Annotated in this window: 10 protein-coding genes; 4 read left to right on the forward strand and 6 right to left on the reverse strand. The window is 63.8% G+C overall.

The window, feature by feature from the left end:
• Window positions 1-258: 258 nt before the first annotated feature.
• A complete protein-coding gene (locus MUN81_RS06595) occupies window positions 259-732 on the forward strand; it encodes a hypothetical protein (protein WP_245116127.1) in 474 nt (157 codons plus the stop codon).
• Here the strand turns inward: MUN81_RS06595 and meaB are convergent.
• The gene (meaB, locus tag MUN81_RS06600; protein WP_245116129.1) at window positions 716-1729 is read right to left on the reverse strand and encodes a methylmalonyl Co-A mutase-associated GTPase MeaB; all 1014 of its coding nucleotides are present in this window, start codon (window positions 1727-1729) and stop codon (window positions 716-718) included. The genes MUN81_RS06595 and meaB overlap by 17 nt on opposite strands.
• 192 nt (window positions 1730-1921) lie before the next feature.
• On the opposite strand from meaB, the gene MUN81_RS06605 reads away from it, so the two are divergent.
• Window positions 1922-3367, forward strand: a complete 1446-nt coding sequence (locus MUN81_RS06605) for a DUF5723 family protein (RefSeq protein ID WP_245116131.1) — start codon at window positions 1922-1924, stop codon at window positions 3365-3367.
• Window positions 3368-3502: 135 nt separating this feature from the next.
• Here MUN81_RS06605 and MUN81_RS06610 read toward each other — a convergent pair whose 3' ends face one another.
• On the reverse strand, window positions 3503-4591 hold the full coding sequence (locus MUN81_RS06610; protein WP_245116133.1) for a hypothetical protein: 1089 nt from the start codon (window positions 4589-4591) through the stop codon (window positions 3503-3505).
• Between the two features lie 170 nt (window positions 4592-4761).
• A complete protein-coding gene (locus MUN81_RS06615; RefSeq protein WP_245116135.1) occupies window positions 4762-5541 on the reverse strand; it encodes a hypothetical protein in 780 nt (259 codons plus the stop codon).
• Window positions 5542-5744: 203 nt separating this feature from the next.
• Here MUN81_RS06615 and MUN81_RS06620 point away from each other — a divergent pair, with 203 nt between their 5' ends.
• Together MUN81_RS06620 and MUN81_RS06625 are read left to right on the forward strand one after the other, a co-directional pair.
• Window positions 5745-8216 (forward strand): bifunctional YncE family protein/alkaline phosphatase family protein, encoded by a 2472-nt coding sequence (locus MUN81_RS06620; RefSeq protein WP_245116137.1) that lies wholly within the window; start codon window positions 5745-5747, stop codon window positions 8214-8216.
• 122 nt (window positions 8217-8338) lie between these two features.
• Window positions 8339-9004 (forward strand): DUF2461 domain-containing protein, encoded by a 666-nt coding sequence (locus MUN81_RS06625; RefSeq protein WP_245116139.1) that lies wholly within the window; start codon window positions 8339-8341, stop codon window positions 9002-9004.
• An 81-nt stretch (window positions 9005-9085) separates the two neighbouring features.
• On the opposite strand, the gene MUN81_RS06630 is transcribed toward MUN81_RS06625, so the two are convergent.
• The 3 genes from MUN81_RS06630 to MUN81_RS06640 all read right to left on the reverse strand — a co-directional run bounded on the left by MUN81_RS06630 (window position 9086) and on the right by MUN81_RS06640 (window position 12384).
• Window positions 9086-9589: a DUF6702 family protein gene (locus tag MUN81_RS06630; RefSeq protein WP_245116141.1), complete on the reverse strand. Its 504-nt coding sequence runs from the start codon at window positions 9587-9589 to the stop codon at window positions 9086-9088.
• A 151-nt stretch (window positions 9590-9740) separates the two neighbouring features.
• Window positions 9741-11072, reverse strand: a complete 1332-nt coding sequence (gene rseP, locus MUN81_RS06635) for an RIP metalloprotease RseP (protein WP_245116143.1) — start codon at window positions 11070-11072, stop codon at window positions 9741-9743.
• A gap of 145 nt (window positions 11073-11217) precedes the next feature.
• Window positions 11218-12384 carry a 1-deoxy-D-xylulose-5-phosphate reductoisomerase gene (locus MUN81_RS06640; RefSeq protein ID WP_245116145.1) on the reverse strand — a complete coding sequence of 389 codons (1167 nt, stop codon included), beginning with the start codon at window positions 12382-12384 and terminating at the stop codon, window positions 11218-11220.
• Between the last annotated feature and the right edge of the window lie 14 nt (window positions 12385-12398).

Here is a 12398-nt window from a genome sequence, read left to right on the forward strand (position 1 = left end):
GGAATCGCCACAGAATTTCGCTCACCTGCGGCCGTAAGCGGACAACTGCCCGGAAGCGGACAGATTTTTATTAGCCAGCAAAACTTGACGGCTAGATAATTTATTGTAATTCAATAGATTAAAAGTTTGGCACGCGAATAGAATTACCCTAATTACCCTTGGGCGGCAGTTGCTCAAAACCGGACATGAGCCACTGCTGGCTTCGGCTTCTCAGGGGCCGTCTTTTAACTCTCTTTCACAATTTTTTCTGCAAAAACCATGAAAACCCTCTTCAGCTTCTGCCCCGTTCAATTTGCCACCCGTATTTCGGCCGCTACGCCCAGCGCCGGCCTCGTGCTCGCTGGCGCTATGGTTCTGCTCGGCATGGGCGTGGCCCAGCCCGCTGCTGCCCAAACGCTGGCCCAGGAGCCGGTGCAGGTGAGCCAGCCCGATAGCGAAAGCCTGCGCGTTCGCATCAGCAACCCCGCCCAAAAGTCCATCGTGCTGCGCGTGGTGCACCTCGATAACGGCCGCTGGGTGCTGAACGAAACCCACAAGGTGCCCGCCTACGGCACGCGCCTGCGCTTCAACGATTTGCCCACGGGCCGCTACGCCGTGATGCTGCAGGTGGGCCCCGAGCGCTACCGCTACACCGTGGACGTGGACGGCCAAAAGCCCGGCGCCTCCACCATTGCCGTGCGCGAGCTCACCACGCGCCGCGTCGAAAACGTGGTGGCTAGCGCGGGGATGTAGGGCCCGCGCCGCCGCCCGTCAGGTCCAGCAGCTCCGTGGCCGCTGCGAAGGGGGTTACCCTTCCGGCGGCCACGTCGGCTTGCAGGGCCGGCAGGCGGGCGCGCACGGCGGCATCGGCGTAAAAGCGCGTTTCCAGTTCTTGGGCGATGCTTTGGTGCAGCCACTGCAGCTGCTGCTGTTGGCGCCGCCGCTGGAAGTAGCCCGATGGCTGCGTGGCCGCGGCGTAGGTTTCGATGGCCTGCCACACCTCGGCCAGCCCGGTGCCGCTCACGGCCGAGGTGAGCAGCACCGGCGGCACCTGCCCCGATGGCGCCGCCGGAAACAGGTGCAGCGCGCTCTGGTAATCGACTTTGGCGCGGCGGGCGGCTTGCTCGTTGCCTTGGTCGGCTTTGGTGATGCACAAGGCGTCGGCCATTTCCATGATGCCGCGCTTCATGCCCTGCAGCTCGTCGCCGGCGCCGGCCAGCAGCAGCAGCAGGAAAAAATCGACCATGCCGTGCACGGCGGTTTCGGACTGGCCCACGCCCACGGTTTCGACGAAAATGACGTCGTGGCCGGCGGCTTCGCACAGCAGCATGGCCTCGCGGGTGGCGCGGGCCACGCCGCCCAAACTGCTGCCGGCCGGAGAGGGCCGAACGAACGCAGCCGCGTGCGCCGACAGCCAGGGCATGCGGGTCTTATCGCCCAGAATGCTGCCGCCGCCGCGCTGGCTGCTGGGGTCCACGGCCAGCACGGCCAGTTTTTTGCCTTGGGTTTCGACCAAATAACGTCCTAGCGCCTCAATGAACGTGCTTTTGCCCACGCCCGGCACGCCCGTGATGCCCACGCGCAGGCTGCGCCCGGTGTGCGGCAGCAGGGCCTGCAGCACCTCCTGGCCCAGGAGCTGGTCGGCGGGTAAGGTGCTTTCGACCAGCGTGATGGCGCGGCCCAGCACCGTGCGGGAGCCGGCCAGGATGCCAGCGGCGTATTCGGCGGCGGAAAGACGTTTGGGAGGCAAAATATTGACGGGTAGGCGCTAGCTTGCGGCAGCAAAGAACGGACGTTTCGGCAGTCTGCGCTAGCAAACGGCAATAGTCGACCCGTTGGCCGGGTTGGGCGACTGCGGTGGGCGGCACGGGGTGGAGGCAGGTTCTTTGCGGCTGCCCTTCTCCTCCCACCTTCCAATCATTCACCTTTTCCTGCCTTCTGAATGAAAGCATCTTTCCACCACTTGTTGCTGGCCCTGGGGCTGGCCTTGCCGGGCACCGCCATGGCCCAAACCGAATTGGGTAATTTCTCGGCCGTGGGCCGGGGCGGGGTCATCAACACCTTTGCGCAGGGCTATCAGGCCATCGGCATCAACCCCGCCAACCTGGGCCGGTCCGGGGCGCCGCTCGTGTCGTTCACCCTCGCCGAGTTTGGGGCGGGCGCCGCGTCACGCACCCTGACCAAAGACATTTTTAAAAATATCATCACCAGCGACAGCCAGCCGCTCACACCCGGCCAGCGCACCGAGCTGGTGAATGCCCTCTCGGGGCCCGACGTGCTCAATGTGAACCTCGACGGCACCACGCTGGGACTGGCGGTGAACCTGCCCAATGGCCTGGGCGGCATTGCCATCAGCAACCGCCTGCGCAACAGCCTGCACCTGGGGCTGAACCCGAACGCGGCCGACATTCTGGTGAACGGCCAGAACGCGGCCATCGTGAAGCAGTATTACCCCACGCCCAACACCGGCACTACGCCCACGCCCACTAACCCCAACGCCCCGCTGGTGTCGACGGTGCTCGACGGCACGTCCATTCAGCTGGCGTCGACCAGCGAATACAGCATTTCCTACGGCGTGGAGGTGCTGAGCAAAGACGCCTTGCACGTGTCGGTGGGGGCGGGCTACCGCTACATTCAGGGGCTGGGCATTGTGGACGTGCGCGCCGAAAGTGGCAGCCTCTACGCCTTCACGGCCCTGTCGCCGGTGTTTGATATTGATTACGGCGCTTTGTCGGCCAACCCCAACTTCAACAGCGTGCGGGAGTCGGGCCTGTTCAAATCGGTGGGCAGCGGCAATGGCTTCGATTTGGGCGTGGCCGTGGAAGTGGGCAAGGGCCTGCGTTTCGGGGCTTCGGTCACCGACCTCGGCAACATGACCTGGACGGGCAACGTGGTGACAGCCAACGACCAGCGGCTGCAGCAGCTGCAGTCGCAGGGCGCCACCACCTACGACATTTTCAGCAGCCTCGCCGACCAGTTCGACACCGACAAGCAAACCCTGTTCACCTACGAAGCGGCCAAGGAGCGCAAGGCTGCCCTGCCGAGCAAGTTCCGCTTCGGGGCGGGCATGCGCGTGAGCAACCTGCTGGAAGTGGGCCTCGACGTGACCACGCCCCTCAACAAAGTGGCCGGCAACCTCACCGCCCCCTTCGTGGGCCTGGGCGTCGACTTCAAGCCCGTGAGTGGTATACGGCTGAGCAGCGGCGTGAGCGCCGGCGCCGGCTACGGCACCAACCTGCCCCTGGGCGTCACGTTCGTAACCTCGGTGTGGGAGGCTGGCATCAGCACGCGCGACGTGCTGGGGCTGTACAGCGACAAGTCGCCGTACTACTCAGTGGCAACGGGCATCCTGCGCTTCCGCTTTGGCGGCAACAAGGAAGAGCAGTAGCAACACCACTAAATAGCACGTCATGCTGAGCGCAGCCGAAGCATCTCTACCACGATACTAAAATCAATTAGTTGCGCGGTAGAGATGCTTCGGCTGCGCTCAGCATGACGGTTTTTTACAAAACAAACTCAGCTTCTACGGCACCACCACAAAGGCCGGCAGGCCCAGCTTGCTGCGGCGGCCACCCAGCTTCAGGCCCTCGTCCACGTACTTGCAGTCGGTGCCCAGGGCGTTGGGCTGCTCGATGACGCCGAGGTTGGGGTTGTCTTCGCGGGCCACGTAGATGCGGCCGTCGGGGCCCAGCTGAAGGGCGCCGATTTTGCGGTTGGCCGACTTGCCCACCAGTGTTTTGGCTTTGGTTTTGAGGTCGAACTGCCAGATTTCGGTTTGGCCGCCGCCCACGCCGTTGCAGGTGCCGTACACTTTCGAGCCGTCGGGCGAAAATTCCACGCCGTAAGCTTCGGCGTAAGGCCCGAAGCTGCGCGGGTTGCTCACCTTGCCGGTGCTGCGGTCAAAATCGTAGATTTCAAACTTGTTGGTTTCGCGCCAGAGCGCGGCGGCCAGGTGCTTGCCATCGGGCGAGAACTTGAGCGCGCCGATGGCGTTGCGGCCGGGGCCAGCGTTCATGCTACCCACGTTGCTCATGAGGGGTTTGGCGGCCACGCCGTCGGCGGTCACGAGGTAGCTCACGAAGGCGTTGGAGTTCCAGCGGTGGGCCACCACCCAGGTGTCGCGGCCGTTGGCGTGGCGCACGGCGGCCAGCTTTTCGGCCACGGGCTGCACCAGCAGCAGGTTCACGCGGGGCAGGTCGCCGAAGCCATCGTCGCGGGTCATGTCCACCACCGAATAGCGCAGGCCATTGGGCGTGCCCTGCGGCGCCACCGTGAAAATGTAGAACACGTTGCCCGAGCCGGGGTCGGGCACGATGAGGGCCGACTGGGTGCTGCTGCCGCTGCCCATCAGCTTGCGGCCGTTGGGCATGGGCTGGTGCTTGCGGTTCCACACGGTTTCGCCGTTGGTGTAGAAGAGCAGTTCTCCTTTGGATGTGGTGGCCACGGCACAGCCCTCGTAGGTGCTCATCTTGCCGTCGTTCAGCGGCTTGGGCGTGCCGTCGGCGAAGGTGAGGCCGGCTTGCTGGCCGAAATACCACAGGTCGGTAGGCCGCTGAGCCTGGGCGACAAAAGTGAAAAACAACGAGGAAAGCGCAAGCAAAAGGCGTTTCATGGGCAGGGGTAATCGGGTTGGTTTCGCGGCTAAACGAAAAAACCGTGCCCAATGGTGCGGAATAGCAGAGCGACGTGGGAGCGAGGCTTGCCCCCGCCCGTCGTTGAACGAACTCGGTAATGCGGTGCCAATAGCCGGGCGGGGGCAAGCCCCGCCCCCACGTCGTTTGTCTACCGCGCCGCCGTCAGTGCCTCCGTCCGCAGCAAGTCGTGGTGATGCTCGAAGTAGGAAAAGCCCGGCATCAGGCTGCGCCAAAAGGCCAGGTTTGGGCTGTTGCGACGCTTGGCCAATTCGGTTTCGGTTATCGGAAAGGGGAAGATATGCACCGGAATGACGGCCTGCCCACCGGCCCGCGCCGCCACGGCCAGCAGGTACACTTCCTCAATGCCGGCGTCGGTGATGGGCATGCAGCCAATCGTGACCTCGCCGCCGTGAATAAAAATGTCGCCGCCGGGGTTGGGCTCGCCCAGGGCGCGGTCGGCGGCGTTGGGGTAGTTCAGGCCCAGCGAGAGGTAGTAATTGCTTTTGGGGTTGAAGCGGTCGATTTCATAGAAGCCTTCGGGCACCTGCAGGTCGCCGGCCCGGCGCTTGGGCCCCAGCGTGCCCGAAGTAGCGGCCAGCGGGTAGGCCTCAAACAGCTGAAACGGGCCGCTGCCCGGGGTGCGGGCCCACACCTCCAGCTCGGCCCGGCTTTTCAGCAGCCGGATAAAGATTTCGAGCTTTTTCGGGTCGAGCGAATGCGCGCGCAGCTTTGTGGCCAGCTCGGGTCCGATGGCCGCTTGCGCCATGCGCACCCTCGGAAAACGCAGCTGCTCCTTCCAGAACGGGGCCGGGCTTTTGCCAATCAAACTATCGGCGGGCGCGGTGCTGGCGGGCGCGGCACAGCCCTGGGCAAACAACTGAAAGAAGGACAGCACAAACAACCCGCAGCACGACAAACGACGCAGCATAAAACCCAAACCGAAATGGTGAAAGATGGGCTTACAACGGGATTCAGGTGTTTCTATTTTGTGCGGTGTGCTAAAAGTGATTTTTATTCCCTTTGACTCGCTTTTCCTTAGCAGAAGGGCGGGGGAGAAGCGCCCACCACCGCGCCCTTGCCGCTACCTTCGCAGTAGCCAGCGCAGCCAGGCCACTGCGCGGCCTTTGCCCAATGATTTCTGTCAATAAATTCCGCCGCCAGGCGCCGTTGCTGCCGTTTCTGGCGCTGCTGGGCTGCACCGGCAGCCCCGGCACCAAGCCCGCGCCCGAAGCGCCCGGCGTGCTGCCCGGCCCCATCGCCGGCACCAACCAAATCCGCCTGCCTAACGGTTGGAAGCTCAGCCCCGCCGGCACCGCCACGCCCCTCGGCGACCTGCCCCTCAACCTGCAAATCAGCCCCGATGGCCGCCTGGCCGCCGTGGTGAACGCCGGCTGGGGCGAAAATTCGGTGCAGCTGCTTGATGCCGCCACCGGCCATTTGCTGGACACCCGCGTGGTGCCGACCGCCTGGGCCGGACTGGCCTTCGGGCCCGACGGCCGCACGCTCTACGCCTCGGGTGGGCAGTCAAACCGCATCCACAGCTTTCGGGTGGAAGGCCAGAAACTGCAGCCCGACAGCGCCCTGGTGCTGGGGGAGAAGTGGCCGAAGCAGAAAATTGGCGTGGCGGGCCTGGCCGTGGATGGCCGCCGCCAGCAGCTCTACGCCGTGACGCGCGAAGACAATTCGCTCTACACCCTCGACCTGAAAACGCGCAAAGTCCTGCGCACGCTCAAGCTGCCGGCCGAAGCCTACGGCGCCCTGCTCAGCCCCGATGGGGCGCGGCTGTACATTAGCCTGTGGGGCGGCCACGCCGTGGCCGTGTACGATGTGGAGAAACAGCAACTGCTCGCGTCCATCCCGGTTGAAAGCCACCCCAACGACCTGGCCCTGACCCGCGACGGTCGCCGCCTCTTCGTGGCCAATGCCAACAGCAACTCGGTGTCAATAATCGACACCCGCGCCGGCCGCGTGACGGAAACGCTCAACACGGCCCTTTTTCCGAACTCGCCCGCTGGCAGCACGCCCGACGGCGTGGCCCTGAGCTCCGACGACACCCAACTCTTCATTGCTAACGCCGACAACAACTGCTTGGCCGTGTTCGACGTGCGCGACCCGGCGGCCAGCCGGCCCCTGGGTTTCGTGCCCACGGGCTGGTACCCCACGGCCGTGCGCGTGGCGGGCGCGCAGCTGCTGGTGGTAAATGGCAAAGGCAGCACCTCGCTGGCCAACCCCAACGGCCCCAACCCCATCCGCGACGTGGGCGAGAAAGGGGCCGGCTACATCGGCGGGCTGCTGAAAAGCTCGCTCTCGCGCCTGCCCGTGCCCGACGCGGCTGCCCTGGCCACGTTTTCGGCCCAGGTATACGCCAACACGCCTTTCTCCAAAAACCGCGAAGCCGCGCCCGAGGTGCCGGCTGGCAACCCCGTGCCCCAGCGCGTGGGCGATGCTTCGCCCATCAAGCACGTCTTCTACATCATCAAGGAAAACCGCACATACGACCAGGTGCTCGGCGACTTGCCGGCCGGCAACGGTGACGCCAGCCTGTGCCTGTTCCCGGAAAAGGTGACGCCCAACCACCACGCCCTCACGCGGGAGTTTGTGCTACTCGATAATTTTTATGTAGATGCCGAGGTGAGCGCCGATGGCCACAACTGGAGCACGGCCGCTTATGCCACCGATTTTGTGGAGAAAACCTGGCCCAGCAACTACAGCGGCCGCGGCGGCGAGTACGACTTCGAGGGCAATAAAGGCGAAGTGGCCGAGCCCAAGGACGGTTTTCTGTGGGACTACTGCCTGCGGGCCGGGCGCACGTTCCGGTCCTATGGCGAGTTTGTGTTTCAGGGCAAGCCCACCACGCCCTCCATTGCCGCCAACTACTGCAAAGAGTACCCCGGCTTCAACATGAAAGTGAAGGACGTGGACCGCGAGAAGGTGTGGGAAGCCGATTTCGACCGCCTCGTGGCCGCCAATAAGCTGCCCAACCTCAGCGTCATCCGCCTGCCCAACGACCACACCTACGGCGCCCGCAAGGGCGAGCTACACCCCTGGTCCTACGCCGCCGACAACGACCTGGCCCTGGGCCGCCTGATAGAGCACCTGTCCAAAAGCCCGGTCTGGAAGGAATCGGTGGTGATGATAGTGGAAGACGACGCCCAGAACGGCCCCGACCACGTCGATGCCCACCGCTCCACGGCCTATCTCGTGGGCCCCTACGTGCGGCGCCACGCCGTGGTACACACCGCCTACACCACTTCGGGCATGCTGCGCACGCTGGAGCTCATCCTCGGCCTGCCGCCCATGAGCCAGTACGACGCCGCCGCGCTGCCGCTTTGGGCCTGCTTCACGGCCAAGCCCAACCTGAAGCCCTACGCCCTGCGCCCCGCCACTACCCCGCAGGACGTGCGCAACACCGCCTTCAACGCCCCCGCCCGCCGCGCCCTCAAGTTCGACATGACCCGCGAAGACGCCGCCCCCGACCTGGCTTTCAACGAGAACATCTGGCAGGCCATTCGGGGCGAGCACAGCCGTATGCCGGCCCCGCGCCGCGCCGCCTTTTTGCGCGAGGCCAAGGCTGAGCGGGAGGAGGAAGAGGACGAGGAGTAGCAATGGGGTGCGAGGCTTGCCCCCGCCCGCCGTTCGCGCCAATTCACCCATGCCGTTCGACAACGGGCGGGGCCAAGCCCCGCACCCCACTGCGCACGCGCAAATAAGCATTCTCACTATCCATGCAAATCAAGCCCCTTTTCACCTTCCTCTCCGGCCTCGCCAAGCACAATGAGCGGCCCTGGTTTCAGGAGCGCAAGGCCACCTATGACCAGCTGCGTGCCCAGTTTGTAGAAGACGCCGAGTACTGGTTTCAGGAGCTGCAGAAGCTCGACCCGGCGCTGGCTGGGCCCGATGGCCGCAAAAGCATCTTCCGCATCTATCGCGACGTGCGCTTCAGCAACAACAAGGACCCGTACAAAACGCACTTTTCGGTGTACTTCACCGCGAGCGGGAAAGACGTCGAAACGTCGGGTTACTACCTGCAGTTGGGGCCTAACGGCAGCACCCTCATTGCCGGCGGCATGTACCAGCCCGACAAAGCCCAACTGGCGGCCATCCGTCAGGAAATCGACTACAACGCTGACGAGCTGAAAGCCCTGCTGGCCGCGCCCGACTTCCAGCGCTACTTCGGCCCGCTGGGCGGCGACCGGCTCAAAAAAGCCCCCGCCGGTTACCCCGTCGACCACCCCGAAATTGAGCTGCTCAAGCACAAGAGCTTCGTGGCCACGCATCAAATGGCGGATGCCGACGTGCTCAGCCACGCCGATTTTCGGGCCTACGTGCTGGAGGTGTTTCGGGCCGTGGTGCCGTTCTGCCAGTTCCTGCGCCACTCACTGGAAGCATAATGTACCGCCAAGCTGCGCTTGGCCTCGCGCGGCTTTGTATGTTTTTCTGATGCAGGGCCAAGCGCAGCTTGGCGGTACGGGCTACCAGCTCAGCACCTCCTGCTCGTGGCCAGCGCGGAAGAGTGCGCTCAGCTTTTTGCCGTTGGCCTCCACGTTCACGATGTTCATCTCGTCGCCAAACACTTCCAGCATCATGCCCTGGCGCAGCTGTATCCCGGGCTGCGGGCCGGGCAGCGGCACTTTGCAAAACAGCCAGTAGCCGTCGTTCTCGGCCTGCATGCCCAGCACCTGCAGCGGCAGCGCCGCGCCCGCCGTGGTGCGCACTTGCAGGGTACGCTGCATATAGGCCGAAGCCAGCGCCAGCGGGCGCGGGCCGGCATCGGTCAGGTTCACGGGCGTAGGCTGGCCTTTGGAAATGGCCTTTTCAAAGTCGTCGGTAAACACCTTCACCGACAGCTCCAGCTGCTGCTTGGCCGCGTTGTAGCGCAGCTCCGTGATGGTGCTGTGGTAGGCGTGCAGCGCCGGGGCAGCGCCGGCCAGCGGCAGAAGCAGTACTAAAGCGGCGAGGGTGGCAAGCAGGCGCATGGGCGAGTAGGGAGAAGAGGAGTTAGTGTGTTCTATTGTCATCCTGAGCGCAGCGAAGGACCTTATCACGCCCGCAACAGTTGAATTACTGTGCTTCGTTCGGCGGTGATAAGGTCCTTCGCTGCGCTCAGGATGACAGAGGTTGAAACTGTTAGTTAAACAGTTTCATCACTTGCTTAAACACGATGACGTAGGCCATCAGGGCCAGAATCAGGACTGTGCCCACGCGCTGGGCGCCTTCCAGAAAGGCATCGGAAGGCTTGCGGCGCAGAATCATTTCGTAGAGCAGGAACACCACGTGGCCGCCGTCGAGGGCCGGAATGGGCAGCAGGTTCATGAAGGCCAGCACCATGCTCAGGCCGCCGGCCAGGCCCCAGAAGTGTTGCCAATCCCAGGTGCCGCCGAATTGCTGAGCAATTTCCACCGGCCCGCCCAGGCTTTCGGAAGCCGAAATCTCGCCCCGGCCAATCTTGGCGAAAGCGCGGGCCTGCAGGCCAATCACGCCAAAGGCCTTCTTCACGCCCACCGGAAGAGCCTCGGCCACCGAGTACTGGCGGGTACCCACTTTCAGGGTCGACTTGCGCTCGAAGCCGATGCGGCCCGACTCCGTGACCGGGATGTTCAGCGTGAGGGTCTGGCCGCCGCGCTGCACCACGGTGGGCACGGTCTTGCCCTTGTTGGCGAGCAGCACGGCCTGCAACTCGTCGAAGAACTGCACCGGCCGCCCGGCCACGGTCGTGATGACGTCGCCGGCCAGCAGGCCCGCTTTGGAGGCGTTGCCGCCGGGCGTCACGCGGTCCACGGCGAAGGTTTCGCGGGGGCGCACCAGCAGGCTGTCCTCGTTTTGCTTGCTGAACTTGTCGAGGAAGTTTTTCGGGATTTTGAGGTCTTCCAGCTGCCCGTTGCGCTCCACGGTGTAGTAGGAATTGTCGCCCATGATGACGTCGGGCTTGAACACGTCGTCGAACTCGGTGAACGGGCGGCCGTTGATTTTCACAATCTTGTCGCCGGTGCGGAAGCCGATTTCGCGGCCCAGCCCGTTGGGGATGATGCCATAGCGGGCCTCCGAGGCCGGCAGGTAGGTCTCGCCGTAGTGCGCCGTCATGGCCGCGAAAATGGCAATGCCCAGAATCACGTTCATGATGATGCCGCCGAGCATCACCAGCAGGCGCTGCCAGGCCGGCTTGCCGCGGAATTCGTCAGGCTGCGGCGGGCCGGCCAGGGCCGAGGCGTCCTGCGTCTCGTCTATCATGCCGTGAATCTGCACGTAGCCGCCCAGCGGGAACCAGCCGATGCCGTATTCCGTCTCGCCAATCTTCTTTTTTACCAACGCGAAGTTGGCCACGTTGGGCATCGGAAACAGGAAGTCGAAGAAGATGTAGAACTTATCGACCCGGATTTTAAACAGCTTGGCGAAGGCGAAATGGCCGAATTCGTGCAAGCCGACAAGGATGGAAAGTGCCAGCACAAGCTGGCCAATCATGGTGAGGATAGCCAAGGGGGATTTTTTATTTATCTGTCATCCTGAGCGAAGCGAAGGACCTTATCACGCTCGCGCTACACGGGGGAGTAAATCTGGCGAAGGCAGCCGTGATAAGATGCTTTCTTCGTCAGCATGACAACGATTTTTAAACCAGGGTTTCCGCCAGCCGCCGCGTTTCGGCGTCGGTGGCCACCAGGTCGGCCAAAATTGGCTCGGCAAGGTACGATACCCGTGCCAGGCACTCGGCCACCAGGTCCGACATCTGCCGGAAGCCCACCTGCTCCCGCAAAAATGCGGCCACGGCCACTTCGTTGGCCGCGTTGAGCACGCAGGGCGCGTTGCCGCCCCGCCGCATGGCCCCAAAGGCCAGCTCCAGATTGGGGAACGCCACGCGGTCGGGGGCCTCGAAGGTGAGGGTGGGGTAGTCGAGGAAGGAGAAGCGGGGGAAGGTATTGGCCAACCGCTGGGGGTAGCCGAGGGCATATTGAATGGGCAGCTTCATGTCGGGCAGGCCCAGTTGAGCTTTCAACGAGCCGTCTTCGAACTGCACCAGCGAGTGCACGATGCTTTGCGGGTGCACCACCACGTCAATCTGCTCATTGGTCAGGCCGAACAGCCACTTGGCTTCAATCACCTCCAGGCCCTTGTTCATGAGCGAAGCCGAGTCGATGGTGATTTTGGCGCCCATGTCCCAGTTGGGATGTTTCAGGGCCTGGGCTTTGGTCACAGCTTCCATCTCGCGGGCCGAGCGGCCGCGGAACGGCCCGCCCGATGCCGTGAGAATGATTTTCTCGATGGGATTCTGTTCTTCGCCCACCAGGCACTGGAAAATGGCCGAGTGTTCCGAGTCGACAGGCAGCAGGCGCACGCGGTGCTGCTTGATAAGGCCCGTAATCAGCTCGCCGGCCACCACCAGGGTTTCCTTGTTGGCCAGGGCAATGTCTTTGCCGGCCCGGATGGCGGCCACCGTGGGCAGCAGGCCCGCGTACCCCACCAGCGCGGTGAGCACGATGTCGATTTCGGGGCGCGTCACCACTTCGGCCAGGGCCGCGGCGCCGGCCAGCACTTCGGTTTCGGGCTGGTTGGCTAGGGCGGCTTTCAGGGGCTGGTAGGCGCTTTCATCGCCGATAACCACCACGGCGGGCCGAAACTCCTGCGCCTGTTGGGCCAGCAACTCCCACTGCCGCTGCGCGCTCAGCACCGCCACCCGGAACCGGCCCGGCTGCTGCCGCACCACTTCCAGCGCCTGCGTGCCAATGGAACCCGTGGCGCCCAGCAACGCCAGTGTTTTTACCTCGTTTTTTTCAATCATTATGCTACGGACAC

The organism is Hymenobacter sp. 5317J-9, assembly GCF_022921075.1.
In the GTDB taxonomy this organism is placed as follows: Bacteria; Bacteroidota; Bacteroidia; order Cytophagales; family Hymenobacteraceae; genus Hymenobacter.

Bases quoted from the DNA above. Each gene is read 5' to 3' on its own strand.
- MUN81_RS06595 (WP_245116127.1), top strand. From the start codon at position 259: ATGAAAACCCTCTTCAGCTTCTGCCCCGTTCAATTTGCCACCCGTATT.
- MUN81_RS06605 (WP_245116131.1), top strand. From the start codon at position 1,922: ATGAAAGCATCTTTCCACCACTTGTTGCTGGCCCTGGGGCTGGCCTTG.
- MUN81_RS06610 (WP_245116133.1), bottom strand. From the start codon at position 4,591: ATGAAACGCCTTTTGCTTGCGCTTTCCTCGTTGTTTTTCACTTTTGTC.
- MUN81_RS06615 (WP_245116135.1), bottom strand. From the start codon at position 5,541: ATGCTGCGTCGTTTGTCGTGCTGCGGGTTGTTTGTGCTGTCCTTCTTT.
- MUN81_RS06620 (WP_245116137.1), top strand. From the start codon at position 5,745: ATGATTTCTGTCAATAAATTCCGCCGCCAGGCGCCGTTGCTGCCGTTT.
- MUN81_RS06625 (WP_245116139.1), top strand. From the start codon at position 8,339: ATGCAAATCAAGCCCCTTTTCACCTTCCTCTCCGGCCTCGCCAAGCAC.
- MUN81_RS06630 (WP_245116141.1), bottom strand. From the start codon at position 9,589: ATGCGCCTGCTTGCCACCCTCGCCGCTTTAGTACTGCTTCTGCCGCTG.
- rseP (WP_245116143.1), bottom strand. From the start codon at position 11,072: ATGATTGGCCAGCTTGTGCTGGCACTTTCCATCCTTGTCGGCTTGCAC.
- MUN81_RS06640 (WP_245116145.1), bottom strand. From the start codon at position 12,384: ATGATTGAAAAAAACGAGGTAAAAACACTGGCGTTGCTGGGCGCCACG.